The organism is Leptospira sanjuanensis (genome assembly GCF_022267325.1).
Lineage (GTDB): Bacteria > Spirochaetota > Leptospiria > Leptospirales > Leptospiraceae > Leptospira > Leptospira sanjuanensis.
In genome coordinates, this window is record NZ_JAIZBG010000001.1 from 2290832 (window position 1) to 2308484 (window position 17653).

General features: G+C 45.6%; 18 protein-coding genes. 12 read left to right on the top strand and 6 right to left on the bottom strand.

Translation table 11 applies throughout. The features are described from left to right. The first annotated feature begins 6 nt into the window (after nucleotides 1-6). On the top strand, nucleotides 7-408 hold the full coding sequence (locus LFX25_RS10375) for a nuclear transport factor 2 family protein (RefSeq protein ID WP_238730173.1): 402 nt from the start codon (nucleotides 7-9) through the stop codon (nucleotides 406-408). 117 nt (nucleotides 409-525) lie between these two features. Here the strand turns inward: LFX25_RS10375 and LFX25_RS10380 are convergent, their stop codons facing one another. The 3 genes from LFX25_RS10380 to LFX25_RS10390 form a co-directional block, all read right to left on the bottom strand. After that, complete coding sequence (locus LFX25_RS10380; protein WP_406600526.1) at nucleotides 526-1518, bottom strand: 1-aminocyclopropane-1-carboxylate deaminase; 993 nt, start codon at nucleotides 1516-1518, stop codon at nucleotides 526-528. A gap of 415 nt (nucleotides 1519-1933) precedes the next feature. Beyond that, nucleotides 1934-3739: a translation elongation factor 4 gene (gene lepA / locus LFX25_RS10385; RefSeq protein WP_238730175.1), complete on the bottom strand. Its 1806-nt coding sequence runs from the start codon at nucleotides 3737-3739 to the stop codon at nucleotides 1934-1936. Nucleotides 3740-4114: 375 nt separating this feature from the next. Continuing rightward, complete coding sequence (locus tag LFX25_RS10390; RefSeq protein ID WP_238730176.1) at nucleotides 4115-4813, bottom strand: DUF6989 domain-containing protein; 699 nt, start codon at nucleotides 4811-4813, stop codon at nucleotides 4115-4117. A 449-nt stretch (nucleotides 4814-5262) separates the two neighbouring features. Here LFX25_RS10390 and eno point away from each other — a divergent pair, with 449 nt between their 5' ends. Genes eno through lcpA form a run of 7 tightly spaced genes read left to right on the top strand, consistent with a single transcriptional unit; the run spans nucleotide 5263 to nucleotide 10167 of the window. Continuing rightward, nucleotides 5263-6561, top strand: coding sequence for a phosphopyruvate hydratase (gene eno / locus LFX25_RS10395; protein ID WP_135595747.1), 1299 nt, complete (start codon nucleotides 5263-5265; stop codon nucleotides 6559-6561). A 13-nt stretch (nucleotides 6562-6574) separates the two neighbouring features. Next, a complete protein-coding gene (locus LFX25_RS10400; protein ID WP_118955802.1) occupies nucleotides 6575-7033 on the top strand; it encodes a septum formation initiator family protein in 459 nt (152 codons plus the stop codon). Between the two features lie 14 nt (nucleotides 7034-7047). Then, nucleotides 7048-7641 carry an ATP-dependent Clp protease proteolytic subunit gene (locus LFX25_RS10405; RefSeq protein ID WP_238730177.1) on the top strand — a complete coding sequence of 198 codons (594 nt, stop codon included), beginning with the start codon at nucleotides 7048-7050 and terminating at the stop codon, nucleotides 7639-7641. Between the two features lie 11 nt (nucleotides 7642-7652). Beyond that, the gene (locus LFX25_RS10410) at nucleotides 7653-8009 is read left to right on the top strand and encodes a hypothetical protein (RefSeq protein ID WP_238730178.1); all 357 of its coding nucleotides are present in this window, start codon (nucleotides 7653-7655) and stop codon (nucleotides 8007-8009) included. A gap of 22 nt (nucleotides 8010-8031) precedes the next feature. After that, nucleotides 8032-9045, top strand: coding sequence for a YheT family hydrolase (locus LFX25_RS10415; protein WP_238730179.1), 1014 nt, complete (start codon nucleotides 8032-8034; stop codon nucleotides 9043-9045). 11 nt (nucleotides 9046-9056) lie between these two features. Next, on the top strand, nucleotides 9057-9614 hold the full coding sequence (locus LFX25_RS10420; RefSeq protein ID WP_238730180.1) for a DUF4416 family protein: 558 nt from the start codon (nucleotides 9057-9059) through the stop codon (nucleotides 9612-9614). Beyond that, a complete protein-coding gene (gene lcpA, locus LFX25_RS10425) occupies nucleotides 9589-10167 on the top strand; it encodes a complement regulator-acquiring protein LcpA (protein WP_238730181.1) in 579 nt (192 codons plus the stop codon). The genes LFX25_RS10420 and lcpA overlap by 26 nt, the downstream gene beginning before the upstream one ends. A 185-nt stretch (nucleotides 10168-10352) precedes the next feature. On the opposite strand, the gene LFX25_RS10430 is transcribed toward lcpA, so the two are convergent. After that, nucleotides 10353-11099 carry a diacylglycerol/polyprenol kinase family protein gene (locus LFX25_RS10430; RefSeq protein ID WP_238730182.1) on the bottom strand — a complete coding sequence of 249 codons (747 nt, stop codon included), beginning with the start codon at nucleotides 11097-11099 and terminating at the stop codon, nucleotides 10353-10355. A gap of 6 nt (nucleotides 11100-11105) precedes the next feature. Further along, nucleotides 11106-11462: an STAS domain-containing protein gene (locus tag LFX25_RS10435; protein WP_118955809.1), complete on the bottom strand. Its 357-nt coding sequence runs from the start codon at nucleotides 11460-11462 to the stop codon at nucleotides 11106-11108. Between the two features lie 44 nt (nucleotides 11463-11506). Between LFX25_RS10435 and LFX25_RS10440 the strand changes: the two genes are divergently transcribed. The 4 genes from LFX25_RS10440 (at nucleotide 11507) to LFX25_RS10455 (ending at nucleotide 14768) form a co-directional block, all read left to right on the top strand. Then, entirely contained in the window at nucleotides 11507-12148 is a 642-nt protein-coding gene (locus LFX25_RS10440; protein WP_238731569.1) for a hypothetical protein, read from the top strand. A gap of 3 nt (nucleotides 12149-12151) precedes the next feature. Continuing rightward, nucleotides 12152-12505 (top strand): hypothetical protein, encoded by a 354-nt coding sequence (locus LFX25_RS10445; RefSeq protein WP_238730183.1) that lies wholly within the window; start codon nucleotides 12152-12154, stop codon nucleotides 12503-12505. 18 nt (nucleotides 12506-12523) lie between these two features. Beyond that, complete coding sequence (locus tag LFX25_RS10450; RefSeq protein ID WP_238730184.1) at nucleotides 12524-14002, top strand: LIC12015 family putative lipoprotein; 1479 nt, start codon at nucleotides 12524-12526, stop codon at nucleotides 14000-14002. 358 nt (nucleotides 14003-14360) lie between these two features. Further along, the gene (locus tag LFX25_RS10455; protein ID WP_118956062.1) at nucleotides 14361-14768 is read left to right on the top strand and encodes a helix-turn-helix domain-containing protein; all 408 of its coding nucleotides are present in this window, start codon (nucleotides 14361-14363) and stop codon (nucleotides 14766-14768) included. Between the two features lie 129 nt (nucleotides 14769-14897). Here LFX25_RS10455 and clpB read toward each other — a convergent pair whose 3' ends face one another. Then, a complete protein-coding gene (gene clpB / locus LFX25_RS10460; protein ID WP_238730185.1) occupies nucleotides 14898-17474 on the bottom strand; it encodes an ATP-dependent chaperone ClpB in 2577 nt (858 codons plus the stop codon). Between the last annotated feature and the right edge of the window lie 179 nt (nucleotides 17475-17653).

A 17653-nucleotide genomic window follows, 5' to 3' on the forward strand; every position in this document is an offset into this window, starting at 1 on the left:
TCCAAGATGAACAAATACAATCAAATCGTAGAAACGTATTTAAAACTGTTATCCGAATTCGTAGTCGAAAAAGAAGAATTCAAAACGATACTCCATCCGGAAATTCAACAAATCGAATATCCGAACGCACTCACAAAGACCGTCACAGTCAGCAACTGGGAGGACATATTTCGAAGAATGCCCGCGGGAAAAAATCTGTTAAAACGGCAAGTCTTTCGGATGCAGAGTTATCTCGAAAACGGAGATACGGTTGTCGTCGAAGCGGAATGGGAAGCAACGGTTAAGACCGACCTTGGTCCATTCAAAACGGATCAGAATCTAAAGGCATATTTCTGTATGATTTTCGAATTTAAGGAGAATAAGATCTATCGTCAGAAGAATTACGATTGTTTCGAGCCGTTTGTTTAAAAGGGAAAGAACGAGGACGGATTCGGAAGTTTCAAATCGGCGGACGACGGACGAAAAACACTAACACAAAATAAAAAACGAAAATCATTTCGTCCGAAGAAAAAAAGCCGTATAAACTTACTGATCGGAAAATTTTTGCGATTGCGAAAATCCGAATCGAAACGTTTCGGCAAACGGATCTAAAAAATTCAAAAGACCGCCCTGGTGAATATAAAGCGTTCGTCCGCTCCACTCGCCCGAACGGATTCTCGTTTCGGTCGCGGACAGGGTTCGCGCGGAATAAATCGGTTCTACGGGAACACCCGTTCGTTGGTAAAAGGATTTAGAATATTCTAAAATTTGCATATCTTCTGCCCCAAAACCCAAACTTCCGTCCGGTTCCAAGATTCGTTCGTCGTCAATTCGTAACCATTCCAACCCGAGAAGCCTCTTTTTCTCCTCAAGCCAATACAATAACTTCGATTTAGGAAGTCCGATGGCGATTCCGTGGACCGGAATTCGATTTTGAAAAAACCGAAGCGCCGATAAATACGTCGAACCGGAACCGACGTCGATCACAATTCGATCGTACTCAGAAATCTGAATTTTTTCCCAAAGGGAATCGATCCCTTCCAAAGCGGCGCGGCACAATCCGTATTCAGGGATGAGGATGGATCCCGAAAAATCGGGATCGGGAAATTCTTGCGCCGAAACCGGATTGATCGTAGGAATTCCATCTTTGACGGATGTGTGATTCGTAAAACGATAGGAATCGAGTGTGACGACGGACATTTCCTCTGAAAGCCGCGAAATTCTTTGCATCCATTCGGTGCGCGAAGAAAACAGTTCCAAAGAATGAGAATGACGTTTTGTCAAAATCGAATTGGCGCTCGCCCGTTTCGGATCGCGCGTGTAGCCGATCGACCGGACCCGATATCCGAAGCTAAGGAATAGAAACGCAAACCCAGCCAACGCGTTGCCGTGAAGTTCCCCTTGTAACAAAACCGATCGAATATTTTGGGTTCGGAGAGTCGCGTGAATTCCAAGAAACTTTCTGGCTTTTGTTCCTATGCCGAATGCAAGGCGATCGTCGCGAAGGACGGATAAGGTTGCGGACGGATTCGCATCCATCGGAATTTTTTGAATCCGAATCGGCAAGGAAGTTTGTAAAAGAAGATGATCAACGAATTCGTTTTGCAGCCGCTGCTTTGGACCGTTCATTTCTAAAAATTGTGGGAACTGCTACTCCGTGATCCGGGTTCGACGGAAAAATCGGAAGGACAAGGCCTTCGTTTTAAGAACCGTGGGAGTTCCCACACAGAAAAAGGAGCGGCGATCAGCCCTTTCTAGGAATTTCCGTATGAGTTCCCACAAAACTTTCGAAATCAAACAAAAGTTATCTCGAAGACCGAATGTCCCGACAATCAAATCCTTGCAGAAGACCGGCTCGACAACTTACAATTTTCGTCGTAAACAGGAACGGAGTGTAAGATCTTATCTTGGCTATTAAAGTTTATATCAAATTCGAACATAAATAAGGATCCGCTCAGTTCCCCGTTTTCAAAACCGCCAAAAAGGCTTCTTGCGGGATTTCCACGTTCCCGATCTGCTTCATCCGCTTTTTCCCTTCTTTCTGTTTCTCTAAGAGTTTCTTTTTACGAGTGATGTCCCCACCGTAACACTTCGCTGTTACGTTTTTACGGAGCGCGGAAATGCTTTCTCGGGCGAGAATCTTTCCTCCCACGGCCGCTTGGATCGGAATCATAAACTGATGTCTCGGAATCAGATCCTTCAGTTTTTCGATAATTTCCCTTCCTCTTTGTTCCGCCTTCGTTCTGTGAACGATCATAGAAAGGGCGTCGACGGGTTCTCCGTTCACGAGGATGTCCATCTTCACGAGTTGTGACGTCTTATAACCGGAGGGTTCGTAGTCGAGAGATGCGTAGCCGCGCGTAAAAGACTTTAGCTTATCATAAAATTCGAAAATAAGTTCGGCAAGAGGAAGTTCGTACGTAAGCTGAACCTTATCCTGTGTCAGATACACCGTATCCAACTGAATCCCCCGTTTATCCATCGCGAGAGCCATGATGTTCCCCACGTATTCGTTCGGGGTGATGACGGTCGCTTTCACATACGGCTCTTCCGTGGATTCGATCGTGATCGGGTCGGGAAAGCGGGAAGGGTTGTCGATCTCCTCCACTTCTCCGTTTTTGCTTCGAATGATGTATTTTACCGAAGGGGCGGTCGTGATGAGATCGAGATTGAATTCCCGTTCCAATCGTTCTTGCACGATCTCCATGTGTAAAAGTCCGAGGTAGCCGACGCGAAAGCCGAATCCGAGCGCGACGGAACTTTCTTTTTCAAACACGAGAGCCGCATCGTTTAACTTGAGTTTTTCGATCGCGTCCACGAGTTCGTCGAATTGTTCTCCGTTGATCGGAAACAATCCCGCGAATACCATCGGCTTCGCTTCCTTATAACCGGGAATGGATTCTTTCGTCGGATTGGAAAATAACGTAACGGTATCACCCGTCTTTGCATCGGAAACTTTTTTGATTCCGGCGATGATATATCCCACTTCCCCCGCGCCCAAACTTTCTTTCGGAGTTAAGGTGATTCTGTTGATTCCGACCTCGTTTACCGTGAAGTCTTTGCCCGTGCTCATCATCAAAATCCGGTCGCCCTTTTTGATCGAACCGTCAAACACGCGGATCTTAATCACGACTCCCATATACGGATCAAAGTAAGAATCATAAACGAGAGCTTTGAGAGGTCCGTTTGGATCTCCTTTCGGAGCCGGAATTTCTTTTGTGATCGCTTCTAAAACCGCCTTCACATTCAGACCGGTCTTTGCGGAAATCGCGACGGCTTTTTCCGAGTCGAGCCCCAAACTCTCTTCGATTTGAACCTTGGTTTTTTCAACATCCGCCGCAGGAAGATCGATCTTGTTCATCACCGGAAGAATTTCCAGATCCTGCTCCATGGCAAGATAAAGGTTCGCCAAAGTCTGGGCTTCCACGCCTTGACTCGCGTCTACAATCAGAAGAACTCCCTCGCAGGCTTTGAGAGAACGTGAAACTTCGTATGTGAAATCCACGTGCCCCGGAGTATCCAGAAGATTCATGATGTATGTATTGCCGTCGTCGGCGAGATAATCAAAGGTAGCGTTGTTGGCCTTGATCGTGATCCCTCTCTCCCGCTCGATATCCATCGAATCCAAAATCTGATCTTTTTTGGTTCGATCGTTCGTAACTTGACCGATCTCCAAAAGTCTGTCCGCCAAGGTGGACTTACCGTGGTCGATATGCGCGATGATGGAAAAGTTACGGATGAATTTCTGTTTATCAGTCATGAGGGTACAATCCGATGATTTTCGACGGAGGGTTCCCCTGAAAAGCAAAATACTTACGCGGTTTTTAGAGGGAGAATCGGTTTTTATTCTTTTTTAAGAAGAATTTACCGTGATCGGGAAAATCTGTGGGAACTACCACGGAAGGAGAAATGTTGGAACTCTTACAAATCCACCGTGATAAAAGCGATTTTGTGGGAACTACCACGAAAACCAAAGTACCGTCCTATAGCGAAACCGAAGTTTTGTGGGAACTCATACGCCCTAAGATCGGAACGGGTTGGAGATCCCACAAGTGCGCTGCATTTTTACGAGCCGCAGGAGTTCCCACGGATTCATCCGAAAAAATCCCTTGTTGGAGTCCCGCGCCGTTCTTCCTCAAACGCCGGCCGGAACGAGCTTCGTGCTCCCTTCGAATAAAAGAAAGAAAAATCCCAAAGCCCCTAGATAGACGAACATCGTCAAAAACGCCCAAAGGATTTTTTCGGGTAAGGAAGAATACGCGCAAACGTGATATGCATAACAAGCGAAGACCGCAAGAATGAATTCCGGCGCCAAAACGTAAACCGCCACGTGATCGACCATCCAAACGTTCTTCGCAAACCAAACCGGAATCAAATACGAAACTTCTTCCGAAACTAAAAAGACAACGAAAGCGATCAAACCGCCTAACAGATAACTTTGAAGTGCCGGTGCATCGGGAAAACGTTTGCGAAATCGAACGGAAACGAATGTAGATACGAACAACGGAATCACCCAAAGCCCCGCCATATAACCGGAAACCGTTCCGATTTTCGCAAACCCATCCGCGGGAAATTCGACGACTCCGAGAACCTGGGATAAAAACCAATCCGGAAAAATCTGAAGACAACTCAAAGGAAAAAGAAATAACCAAAGATCGGTCCAACGTTCGTGCGCCCAGATTCTCGCGAACAAAAGGATTCCCACGTTGTAGCCCAAAACAAGCGCGAACATTCTCCAACCGCTGGAAACGCTTCCGGGAAAGAACAAGATGGGAATACTAAGTGCAAAAAATAGAATATGAAATACAAGAGCGTGTTTTTCGGAAAGTTTCATATATCGAGCGATCCTTAGAGAGTGAGATAGCCAACGAACAGCGGAGCGTCGTGAGTTGCTTCCAACAACGTTGGAAAAGAGACCGATCCTTATCTTGTGACCAATCTTGCGACCCGTAGGGAGCAAGATTGAGTTTTGTAAGTTACTTCCAACAACGTCGAAAAAGAGAGCGATCCTTATCTTGCAATCCCCATCTTGCGACCCGTAGGGAGCAAGATTGAGATTTATTTTAATTCTTCGCGAAAGTAAAGAAGAGCGAACACAACAAACATCACTCAAAAATCCACGAAGAAAAGAAAATGGAAACCGAGCAACAAATCGCGAGCAATCCATTTTTTCGTTTCCCGCTTGATTTCTTAGATACGGACCGTTTAATAACCCTGACTCCGATCGAAATCGCGAACCGCGATTCTAAGACGGAAACCATAGATAGAATCTCAGGAAATAAAATGTCTCATAACTCTCAAATTCAGAAAATTCACGCTCGGGAAATTATCGATTCCCGTGGAAATCCGACCGTTGAGGTGGATGTAACTCTTGCAGACGGTTCTTTTGGTAGAGCCGCGGTTCCTTCCGGCGCATCAACCGGCGAATACGAAGCTGTGGAACTCAGAGACGGGGACAAACACCGTTATCTGGGAAAAGGCGTTCTCAAAGCGGTCGAACACGTAAATATAAAAATTCAGGAAGTACTTAAGGGGGAAGACGGACTCGATCAAAATCGAATCGACCAACTCATGCTCGACGCGGACGGAACGAAGAACAAGGGAAAACTCGGAGCCAATGCCATTCTCGGAACTTCCCTCGCGGTTGCCAGAGCGGCAGCGGCCCATTCCAAACTTCCGCTTTACCGTTATATCGGCGGGAACTTTGCCCGTGAACTTCCGGTTCCGATGATGAACATCATCAACGGCGGGGCGCACGCGGACAACAACGTGGACTTTCAGGAATTTATGATTCTTCCCGTGGGAGCGAAAAGTTTCCGGGAAGGACTCCGCATGGGAGCGGAAGTATTCCATTCTTTGAAAGCGGTTCTTAAAAGTAAGAATTTAAACACCGCGGTCGGCGACGAAGGCGGATTTGCCCCGGACCTAACCAGCAACGTGGAAGCGATCGAAGTCATTCTCCAAGCGATCGAAAAAGCCGGATACAAGCCCGAAAAAGACGTTTTATTGGGACTCGACGCGGCTTCTTCCGAGTTTTACGACAAAAGCAAAAAGAAATACGTACTCGGTGCCGAAAATAATAAGGAATTCTCCAGCGCGGAGCTCGTGGATTATTATGCGAACTTGGTTTCCAAGTATCCGATCATCACCATCGAGGACGGCTTGGATGAAAACGATTGGGAAGGTTGGAAACTTCTTTCCGATAAGATCGGTAAGAAAGTTCAGCTGGTAGGAGACGATCTTTTTGTGACGAACATCGAGAAACTCTCCCAAGGAATTGCTTCCGGAGTCGGAAATTCGATTTTGATCAAAGTAAATCAGATCGGTTCGCTTTCGGAAACTCTCGCTTCCATCGAAATGGCGAAAAAAGCGAAGTACACGAACGTCGTGAGCCATCGAAGCGGAGAAACCGAAGACGTTACGATCTCTCATATCGCGGTTGCGACGAACGCGGGTCAGATCAAAACGGGTTCGCTTTCCAGAACGGATCGAATCGCGAAATACAACGAGCTTCTCCGTATCGAAGAAGAACTCGGAAAGTCCGCGGTTTATAAAGGCAGGGACACTTTTTACAACCTGTAAACGGGTAAAATTTATGACTTCTCTTTCGACAAAAGTCTTTTGGTTCTCTTGTTTTCTCGCAGGATTGTTTTACTTCATCGTCCTGGGAGAATCCGGAATCGTCGTGCGATCCCAACTCGAAGAAACGCTCGCGTCCTTGCAGTTGGACGTGGAAAGGCTTGCCTATGAGAATAGACAGTTGGAAGAGAAGCAGAAGATTTTAAAAAACGATCAAGCCGCTCTTGAACGGGAAGCGCGCCGTTTTTATCTTCTGAGTGAAAACGCTCATATCGTAAAATTTCGGGAAATCTCGAACTCAAGCGAACTCAAACCGATCTTGGCTTCCCGGCTCAACGCGTTTCGTCCCGGGAAACAATTTCCGGTTCCGCCCATCCATTTTATTCGGATTTTCTACGCAATCTTCGCTAGTTTTACTTGTATTGGAGTTTTCATAAAAATGAGGAAGAAGAAACTGGACTTTACCAACTACTAAGGAAAGGTTCAGGAATGCCAGAAACGGAAAAAATCACGGAAGTATTCGAAGAACTCACAGGAAGTAAAATCTCCAAAAATTTCCTCGACCACAGAAAGATTTTTCTCTGGGGTCCGGTAACCGACGAATCGTCCAAGGACCTTGTCGGAAAACTTCTCTACCTGGAAATGAAAGATCCGGGTAAACCGATCACGTTTTATATCAATAGCCCCGGCGGTGTCGTAACTTCCGGAATGACCGTATTCGATACGATCAAGATGATTTCTTCTCCGGTTCACACAGTATGTATGGGAATGGCCGCATCCATGGGATCGGTTCTTCTCGCTGCGGGAAAAAAAGGAGAACGTTCCATTTGGCCGAACGGAAAAGTGATGATTCACCAACCGAGCATCGGCGGACAAATCGTCGCTCCCGCGACCGATCTGAAAATCCACGCGGAAGAAATTCTCAAGACGAAAGCGAAGTTGAATCAAATTCTCGCGGACGCTTGCGGACATCCCGTTTCCAAATTGGAAGAAGATACGGATCGCGACTACTACATGGACGCGGAAGAAGCGATCAAATACGGAATCGTGGATAAACTCGCGACCAAGATCGAATTCAACTAAGCGGTTTTCCCTTGTCCAAGACGATTTCCTTAGAGGAATTCTTAAAAGAATTTTTAGTTTCTCCGCAACCGAAGGGCAGAAATCCGGAAGAGGATCAAAACCTGAGCAACCTCTTCCTGGAATTCTCCTCCCTTTTATTTTTAGAAGGAGAAGAAGAGACCAAGGAAGAAGTTCTCATCAAGGACATCGGCTCCTTCGAACTGGACGAGTTTGTGAATTTTTATCTTTCCGACATGCACCCGGACGATCCTGCGATCGTAAAACGGGGAATCGATTTTTTACGCAGACTTCATAAGTTCGCAAAAAAAACGGCACATATCAACAGAGAACAAATGGAAGACTGGGACGAATTCTTTAAGGAACTCTAAACTTCACGTTAGTCTTCCTTTTATGAACTCCCGCCCTTTCAAACCGAAACGTTTCCTCAAAGGCAAACACCTTCAAACCGTTTACAGCACTTTCTTTCCACCGGTAAACCGGCTCAGAACCGAATTTTACGTGGAGGATATTCTGCTCCAGCTATCCGACGGATCGGGGGATGCGCTCTGGCTGGAACACAATCCTCCGATCGCAAATTATTCTTCCTCCGGTCCGGCCTGGAACGGAATTTATATCGTGATGATTCACGGGATGGAAGGAACTTCGGACAGTTCGTATTTGGTAAGCCTTGCACAAACCGCACTCCTGAAAGGATACGGATGTATTCGGATGAATCTCAGAAACTGCGGACGCGGTCAGGGTTTTTCCAAAGGAACGTATAACATCGGTCAGACGAAGGACGTTCAGGATGTGATCGATTTCGTGTGGGAAAAACTTTCGCATCGAATTTTCCTTTCCGGTTTTTCTCTTTCCGCAAGTTTAGTGCTCAAGTATTTGGGCGAACGAAGAAACCACAAAGTCGAGGCGTTTTCGTCCACCAACCCTCCTCTTGATCTTTTCAAAGGTTGCGAATTCATCGATTCGCTCGAAGGAAGATTCTATCGGGATCGATTCGTTTCCGAATTCCGCAAAAAGATCAAGAACAAGGTCATTCAGCTTCCTCCGGAACTGGAAAGGAACGCGTTCCAGACAAAGACCTTTTACGAGTTCGACGATCAAGTGACCGCTCCATTTTTCGGATACAAGGGCGCGGAAGAATACTATCGCGATTGTTCCAGCAACCAGTTCATACCCGAGATTCGTCATCCCGGAATCGTGATTCATTCCGAGGATGATCCGGTCGTTCCTCCGTTCGATTGGGAAAAAATTCCTTGGGATAAACTGCCGCATATTCAAACCATTCTCAGCCCGAAAGGCGGGCACGTAGGCTTTCTAACGGACCCGACTCCGGAAATCCCGGACGGAAGATGGTTGAATAAAATAATTCTGGATTATTTCGATTCGAAAGCGAAACCTGGAAGCTGATTTTTAACCCGATGAATTCCTCTAAAAAGAATCCGCCTCAAAAGGGAAAATTGACGCGTCCACCCGGCGCTTCGTTTTTTATCGTGGTCGCTTACGAAGACGCGGAGATGTTTTATTCCATCAAAGCCAAAACCGAAAAGAAATTTTCGGCGACCCTTTACGAAAGCAATCCGATGCCTACCTGGCAAGATCCGGACGCGGACCTATGGAATCAGTTTCCGGGAAGAAACACGAAGATTCTTTCGTTTAAACGAAGAATTCACAGAGAGGAACTTCCCTCGATTCAAAAGGAATGTCTCGCGATCCAAAACGCCGCGGTGGAAAAAGACAGCGGAGTTCGGATCTTTCCCGGATATCTCTGCAACCATTCCGTAGTTCTATCGAGCATCCAGGACGACTTTCATCGGATCTATCTGTTCAACGGAGTTTATGCGGAAACGATCTACAACTACCAGAAACAAAAGATGGTCGCCCGTGAAACGGCGCCTTCCTTTTTCAAAACTTCGGAAGCAGTTTATTTTTTCACAAGCCTAAGAGAATCCTATGTCCAAAACATCAACAAAAACTAATATTCTATTTTTTGCATTCGTTTCCGCACTGATAACAATCGGAGCCTGTGCCCCTTCCGCGCTCGAAATCACGACGATTACTCTCTGCGACCATTTCAATCGAACGGGAGAATGTCTCGAACCGGTCGAAAAGAATCATCACTACAAAGTGGAAATTCCGAACAACAGAAAACCCGATACTTGGGAGAAGTTCGCGAACTACCTCTATTTTCACGCAAGGGAAACCCCGGGGTTTATCGTTCGCTTCAATCGAAAGCTGACTCCTTCCGAATCAAAAGCGATCAAGGATTCGTATTACGCGACGATGAGTCTTTCGGGAACCGTGGAACGAATGGAAGGTTTCGAGATGGGAGAAGATTGGGTCGGTTCGTTCCAGTACTTAGGTTCGATGATCAAGGACAAACTCAAAAAAGAAAATCGTCTCGGTTCGTTCCCGTATACGAACACGATCTTTCCGGCCGAAGTGGAATTTCGATTTAATTCTTCCCTGTTTGAAGGCAGCGAAAAGACGAAGATCAATCTGAGTTTTACGGTGCTTCCTCCGGAGAAGTAGTCGAACGTTTTGTGGGAGTTCCCACAAAACTACGCCCGAAGATTATAGTTTACGAAAGTATCTTTTTCTGATACAGGAAAATTCGTCTGAAATTTCTTCCCGCCACCTCACCCCACCACCCTAAATCAGGGTGGGGCTGAAAGTTTCACGGAAAAATCGTCGGACCTACGACAAGATGATCTTTTCTATACTTTCAAAAACAATTCGGCCGGGTTTAAAAAGATCGTCGAAGGTTCCACACCCAACACAAGCCACGCGGTAAAACCCAGAACAAGCGAAGAAACGGCCGGAATCAAAAGATTGTCGTCGATCAGCCCGTTCCAATACGTTCCGCAATAAAGCTCGGTTACGGCCGAAATCAAAATCGCAGGAACCAAGAAAATTAGATTATTATAAAATACGAATCCTTCCGCTTTCAGAAAATTCTGTTTTCCATACGTGTCCGAAAGATACATAAATACGAATCCTACGATCGCGCAAGCGACGATAAACGCCACGATCCCTTCCACGGACTTACCGTTGGAAAACCTTCGTTTTCCGTAAAACGTTCCCACCCAAGCCGCGGTCGGATCACCGATCACGAGAAACAACATGGAAAGAATGGAAATCTCCGGGGGAAACAAAAAGACTACGAACGTGCAGGAAAGAAAATACGGAAGGGTTCCGTTCAGCCTCGTTTTCTCCTCTTCCTTCATTAGGATTCCGGCAATGGACAAAAAGAATTCCTGGAAACCGGGAAAACGAAACCGAAGATATTCCAGAATCAGAATGATTCCGAGACAAAGAACCAGAACGACCGAAACGACGGCGCGAGTGGCATTCAAAAGTCCGAATGCACCTTGAAATACGTCCAGATAATAACAGACAGGAACGATCAACCCGAGAAGATGCCAAAGTTTACGAGCGTAATTGAATCGAATCGAATTTGTCACGATTGCCTACCTATTATTTTTCATCGTCATTTTCAAAGCGGACTCTTCGTCCGGAGCGATTAAAAAAAGTCCGTTGAGCGCCGCCATCTTGATCGCATTCTTAACCGAATCGGTAGGATGGATCAAGACCAATTTGTTACGCGAAGTGAAGCTGAGCTGATTCATCTCCTTCAGAGACTGAATCCCGCGCGAAGAGATCAAACTCACCTCTTCCAAATCCAGAATCACCGGACCGGAACGAATCGACAAAGAAAGCTGTTCTCTGAATTTTTTTTCGGTAAATGAGTTGATCGAACCCTGAAGCTTCATAACTTGAACGTTGTCTATTTTTTCCGTAGAAATGATGATTTCGTTCAGAATCATACTGCTTGGAAAGACAGTCTATGAGCGTTTCATCCGTAAGACAAATGGTTTTTCTTTTCTTATCCGTTCTATTTTTGATTTTAAGGTCCTATTCCTTTCTATCTCCGGGGGCGGTCGTTTTAAGTCTTTCCGTCTTATTCTTCCGTAAAAAAGCAACCGACTCCGAAACATCGGAGCTTGAACTGCCTCTTTCCATTCTTACCGTGCTTTTTCTCGCCATCGGCGGATTAGACGGCTCCACGCCGGGGGATCTTTTGGATCTGATCTGCATCCACTGCTGTGGAATTCTCGCTCTCAAACGGGACGTAGCGTTTAAACCGGAAGTTTCCGAACGAAAGCCGCGTTTCGCCGAAGGATTCCTCAAGGACCCGATGTTGTTTCGGGAAGGAATTCTCCTTTTATTCTTTCTGATCGCCGGATTTCGAATCTGGTATCAATGGACCTTCGATTTTTGGGATGGAATCGGCGTTCTCTATCTTCTCAAAGCGGGACTTTTAACCTGCGCTTTAGGGTTTTTGCATTTTCGTTCCGGCGAAAACGGTCTCAGAACTCTGTTCTTCCTGTTTTTCGTTCTCTGCGCACTATTCGTTCATCCTTCCCAGGGAATTCTGAATTTTTCCTACTTTCATTTATTTTCATTCTTGCAAACCGACGTAGAATCGAAAAAGATCAACGTTGGGAATTGAAGGATGAAGGTAAAGGTAGCCCATCTTTTTCGTAAGATTGAAGAAGTGGACCGAGATATACTCGAACTGGGCAAAATCCAGGAAAGAATTTCCTCGGATCGGGATTATTCCGGAATTCTAAAGGATTCCATTCAAAAAGAAATGGAAAACCTGGAAGCTGGAAAGGCCGAGATTCTTTCCCTAAAAATCAAAGAAGAACCCGGTAAGACGGGACTCTTGAAAAATTCCGGAAAATCTTCGCCTGTCGAGATGAAAAATCTATACAGTTCCCGCGAAAAAAATCTGACTCGGGAAATCTCCGTCGAAATCCCGGATCCCAAACCTCAGACAACCCGTAAAACAATTCACAAATATTAAGATTCAAAGACAACTTCCATGAAACAAAAGACTCTATCTCTAACCATTCTTTTCCTACTCGTACTGTTTGCGATCGGCTGCAGCAGAGATTCGGACGTTCTCGCTTCTTTCAAATCGGGAACCGTTACCCGCGAGGAACTCAGGGCGTATTACAAACTCCGCGGAGTCGAACCCGATGCGAATAACGCTTCGATCGCGACTCAGGCCAAAATCGTGGAAGAACTCGGAATTCAAAAAATCGCCGAAGCGAACAACAACAATTCAAATATCGTTACGAAAGACGAATACGCGAGAATCATGGCGTTCGTAGAACCTCAGGTTCTGTTCAACGATTATAGAAAACAATTCTCCGAAAAACTGATGAATTCCGGAATGCTTCAATTCGCGTTCGGAAGAATTCTGTTCGTAAAGGCGACTCCGGATGCGGCGGCAAAAGCGAACGGCCTCCTTCAGCAAATTCAAGGAATCAAATCCGACAAAGAAATCGCCGAATTCATTTCCAAAAACACGGATGAAGCGCAAAGAAAAGCGATCGGAGGAAGACTCGAGCCGCATTGTATCAACTGCGGAGACGATCCTTTTACGGCGATCTTAAAGGAAGCTGCGGATCAAAAAGGAAATTTCATCCTCAAGGAAGCACAAGGAAATTATTATATTCTCAGAGTGGAAAGAATCGAAAGAATCTATCCTAAGAAGATCGATAAATTCTTCCAAAACGAATTGGATAAACTGAAAACTCTCGCGGTTAAATTCGTTTCCAAAGAGGGAATCACCGAAGACGAAAAGAACGCGGCCAAATTTTATTCCGACTTGGTCGTGAATGAAAGAGCGAATCAAACCGCGGAACACTACGGAAACCGTTTCCTAAAAGAATCCTGGAAAAAGGAAATGGACGCACTGAGAGAAAAGAGCGGATTGAAAATCACCGATTTGACTCCCGAGTTCATTCAATCCCTGAAACCGGACACGATTCTTTTCGAGGACAAAGCGGGCGCCAAATTCGCGTTCAAAGATCTATTGGTTGAATTCAACAAGATCGCTCCAATCCTTCAAAAACGCAAAGCGACTCCGGAAGAAGAAAAGAACGATCAACTTTCTTTCTATACTCAGATTTATCTTCCGATCCGAATCTCCGCCGAATCCAAAGAAGTGCAGACCCTAAAGGATACGAAGGAATTCAAAAAGACTCTTCCTCTTCTCGGAAGATCGGTTCTGTTCATGTTAATTCGAAATCGTTCGACCGACGGCGAAGTGAACGTGACCGAAAAAGAGATCAGAGACACCTACGAAGCGGGCAAACTCTACGCGTATTCCAAACCGTCCCCCTCCAATCCGAACGAAAGAGTTCCGGAGGATTTCGGCAAAGTTAGGGAAAGAATCAAACAAGAGTTAGTCGAGTCCAGAAAACAGTCCATTTTTCAAGACTATTTGTCAAAACTGAAGTCGGAAAACGAATTCAAAATCGCTTCCGAAAGTTTAAAAGCGGGACAAATCTAAATATCGAACCTCGGCATTTGATCAATGCCGAGGTTTTTCTTTTCTATTTTCGACGTTTTCTCGGAAAAACTAACCGTAGTTAGGGGGAACCTTCCGAAATACATTCAAAAAACATTAAATACCAATCGCTTTTTGCTCGTTCTTTCTCTCAAATTCGAAAGAATTTATTTCCAAATGCAATTTCTTCAGTAACTACTTACGCTTATTGTTCGACTTATCGACAATAACCCTTTCGGATTAGTTAATCATAACATCCTAATTTTGTATCGAGGGGGTGTTGGAAATTTTTTCTTGAATTTCCGCTTATTCAAAATACCCTGGTTGATGAGAGGGGAATTGAATGAAAAACCACATTTACATGCTGCGTAAAAAACGAAGCATTAAACAATACGATATGGCGAGAGCGCTCGGAGTTTCTCCAAGCTATCTTTCGAAGATCGAAACGGGAAGCCAGGACCCTACAGAAAAGTTCAAACAAGCCTGTGCAAAATATTTGAAAACCACTCTTGAAAAATTGTTTAACGAGCAGGCCGTAGAGGATGTTTATCCTGAATTTACGGAAGGCCTTACCAACAGACTCTGGGCAAAACGCAGAGAGTTGGGAATCAAACAATACGATATGGCAAAAAAACTGAAGGTATCCACTCCCTTTCTTTCGAAAGTGGAACTCGGACTTTTGGAGCCGCCCGAAGATTTTAAAACGCTGGCGTCCAAAGCATTAAAGATGAAAAAAGAAGAACTTTTCCTTCAAAAAGTCGAATATTAAAAAAGGGTTAAATTCCTAAAGAGAAAGGGAAGCGCCGAGCTTCCCTTTTTTGTGTACGGAGCGCAAGCGGCCAACGACGATTAGGATTCTTACCCTATTCGCCCAATCCGTAGACGGAGCCGTCGTTTGTTAAACGACGGTCACCTTTCCTTGTTTGTAATCCACGGTTACGTTTTGACCTTCCGAAAATTTTCCGTTTAAGATGGTTCTGCTCAGGGCGTTCCCCACTTCTCTTTGTATCAAACGTTTGAGAGGTCTTGCACCGTATTCCGCGTCGAAACCGGCTCTGGCAACGTAATCCTTGAGTCCGTTCGTAAACGTTACGTTCAATCCGTTCTCCTTCGCTTTCTGACGCAGCGTTTCGAGCTGGATATCCGCAATCTTGTGAATCACCGAATCCGTGATCGAATGAAACAAAATCACCTCGTCGATCCGATTTAAAAACTCCGGTTTGAAGTGTTGTTTCAAGCGCTGCTCTACCAATCTTTCCTTTTCCTCCGAATTGTATTCGGAGGATCCTAGGATATCCGATCCGATATTGGAAGTAAGAATGATCACAGTGTTCTTAAAGTCCACGTTCCTTCCCTTACCGTCGGTCAACCTTCCTTCATCCAAAATCTGCAGAAAGATATTGAATACGTCCGGATTCGCCTTTTCGATTTCGTCGAAAAGAATCAAAGAATACGGTCTTCTCCGAACTGCTTCGGTCAGTTGTCCGCCTTCGTCGTAACCGACGTAACCCGGAGGGGCTCCGATCAATCTCGCAACAGAATGCGCTTCCATGTATTCGCTCATATCGATCCGATGCATCGCGTTCACGTCGTCGAACAGAAATTCGGCGAGTGCCTTTGCCGTTTCCGTTTTTCCCACTCCGGTCGGTCCCAAAAACAAGAAGGTTCCAATCGGTCGGTTCGGGTCCGCAATTCCTGCGCGGGATCTTTGAACCGCCTCGGACACGAGGCGCAAAGCGTGATCCTGTCCGATCACTTTGGTTTTCAACGCGTCTTCCATCAGAAGAAGTTTGGCCCGTTCTCCTTGCAACATTTTGGAAACCGGGATTCCGGTCCAACGAGAGACTATATTCGCGATGTCTTCTTCGGAGACTTCTTCCTTTAAAAGCCGCGATGTTCCTTCCTGCTTTTTCAACTCTTCGTTGGCGGCTTCCATTTCCTTTTGCAGATCGACGAGTTTTCCGTATCGAATTTCCGCTACTCGATTGATTTCCCCTCTCCGTTCCGCTTCGGCTTCGAGATTCTTATATTTCTCGATTTCTTCCTTGATTTGTTTCAAACGGGAGATTTTCGATTTTTCCAAGTCCCATCTCGCTTTCAATGTCTGAAAGGTTTGTTCCTGTTCTGCAAGATCCTTTTCCAAGGTCTTCAATCTTTCTTTGGACGCGGGATCCTGTTCCTTTTTCAAGGCTTCCCGTTCGATCTTCAAAGATTGAATTCGTTTGCTCGAGCGATCCAATTCTTCCGGCATGGAGTCGATCTCGATTCTCATCTTGGAAGATGCTTCGTCGATCAAATCCACCGCTTTATCGGGAAGAAAACGATCCGCGATATAACGGTTCGATAGAGTTGCAGCCGCGATCAATGCCGAATCCAATATTCGAATTCCATGATGCAGTTCGTAACGACCTTTGAGTCCTCTAAGAATCGTAACCGTTTCCTCGACCGAAGGTTCTTTGACATACACGGGTTGGAATCTTCGTTCGAGGGCCGCGTCCTTTTCGATGTATTTCTGATATTCCTTCAGAGTTGTCGCACCGATACAACGGAGTTCTCCCCGGGCAAGCATAGGCTTAAGCATATTAGAAGCGTCTAATGCACCTTCGGTGGCTCCCGCGCCTACGAGAGTATGAATTTCGTCGATGAAAAGAATCACTTCTCCGTCGCTGGATTTTACCTCGTCGAGAAGGGCCTTCAATCGGTCTTCAAATTCTCCTCTGTATTTTGCCCCGGCGATCATAGAACCGAGATCCAGCGTATACAAGGTTTTATTTTTGATTCCTTCGGGGACTTCTCCTTGAACGATTTTATTGGCCAATCCTTCTACGATCGCGGTTTTACCCACGCCGGGTTCTCCGATAAGAACCGGATTGTTTTTAGTTCTTCTAGAAAGAACCTGAATCGTCCTGCGGATTTCCTCGTCTCTTCCGATGACCGGATCGAGTTTTCCCTGTTTTGCGAGTTCGTTTAAATTCTTCGCATATTTCGCGAGCGCGTCCGTTTTTCCTTCCGGTGAATCGTCCATAATCGTTTTTCCTTTCCGATTTTCCAAAGTAGTTTTTAGTAATTTAGAATATTCTAATCCTAAGCGGTTGAATTCCTGTTTGAGAGGACCCGTGCCGCTTTTCATCAACCCGAGAAGAATATGATCCGTGGATAAATATTCGTCCTTGAGTTCCTTTCTGATTTCATCCGCAGCCTTCAATAGCGCGACCGCGGAACGGGAAAAGCCGACTTCCGCGGAAGAGCCCGCGACTTTTGGAAGTTTGCCCAGTGCTTCTTCGGTCCTTCCCAAAAAGGTTTTCGCATTCAGATTGAGTTTTGCCAGCAATAGAGGAGCAAGTCCGTCGGATTGATCCAGGACTTCCCGAACGATATGTTCCTCGGAGATCTCCGGGTTCCCCGACGTTTCGGCCAGGGATTGCGCGTTGTGAAGCGCTTCGTTTAGTTTTGCCGTTAGTTTATCGAGTTTCATACGATGCTTTTCCGTTTCTAAGATTTCGATCCAATTTAGAAATTAGACGTTCGTCCGGTCAAAAAATCTTCTTTTTTCTGCCATATTGACATTTGTCAAAGTTTTCTTGCTCCTCAAGCTGATCTTGAACTGTAGGAACTCCAGCAGTCCCGTACAGGACGGGCTTTCACGACTTGAAT

Coding starts and splice junctions, on each gene's coding strand:
- LFX25_RS10445 (WP_238730183.1), top strand. CDS start 12,152: ATGAAGGTAAAGGTAGCCCATCTTTTTCGTAAGATTGAAGAAGTGGAC.
- LFX25_RS10440 (WP_238731569.1), top strand. CDS start 11,507: ATGGTTTTTCTTTTCTTATCCGTTCTATTTTTGATTTTAAGGTCCTAT.
- clpB (WP_238730185.1), bottom strand. CDS start 17,474: ATGAAACTCGATAAACTAACGGCAAAACTAAACGAAGCGCTTCACAAC.
- LFX25_RS10390 (WP_238730176.1), bottom strand. CDS start 4,813: ATGAAACTTTCCGAAAAACACGCTCTTGTATTTCATATTCTATTTTTT.
- LFX25_RS10400 (WP_118955802.1), top strand. CDS start 6,575: ATGACTTCTCTTTCGACAAAAGTCTTTTGGTTCTCTTGTTTTCTCGCA.
- LFX25_RS10450 (WP_238730184.1), top strand. CDS start 12,524: ATGAAACAAAAGACTCTATCTCTAACCATTCTTTTCCTACTCGTACTG.
- LFX25_RS10380 (WP_406600526.1), bottom strand. CDS start 1,518: ATGGATGCGAATCCGTCCGCAACCTTATCCGTCCTTCGCGACGATCGC.
- lepA (WP_238730175.1), bottom strand. CDS start 3,739: ATGACTGATAAACAGAAATTCATCCGTAACTTTTCCATCATCGCGCAT.
- LFX25_RS10455 (WP_118956062.1), top strand. CDS start 14,361: ATGCTGCGTAAAAAACGAAGCATTAAACAATACGATATGGCGAGAGCG.
- LFX25_RS10375 (WP_238730173.1), top strand. CDS start 7: ATGAACAAATACAATCAAATCGTAGAAACGTATTTAAAACTGTTATCC.
- LFX25_RS10405 (WP_238730177.1), top strand. CDS start 7,048: ATGCCAGAAACGGAAAAAATCACGGAAGTATTCGAAGAACTCACAGGA.
- LFX25_RS10415 (WP_238730179.1), top strand. CDS start 8,032: ATGAACTCCCGCCCTTTCAAACCGAAACGTTTCCTCAAAGGCAAACAC.
- LFX25_RS10435 (WP_118955809.1), bottom strand. CDS start 11,462: ATGATTCTGAACGAAATCATCATTTCTACGGAAAAAATAGACAACGTT.
- eno (WP_135595747.1), top strand. CDS start 5,263: ATGTCTCATAACTCTCAAATTCAGAAAATTCACGCTCGGGAAATTATC.
- lcpA (WP_238730181.1), top strand. CDS start 9,589: ATGTCCAAAACATCAACAAAAACTAATATTCTATTTTTTGCATTCGTT.
- LFX25_RS10420 (WP_238730180.1), top strand. CDS start 9,057: ATGAATTCCTCTAAAAAGAATCCGCCTCAAAAGGGAAAATTGACGCGT.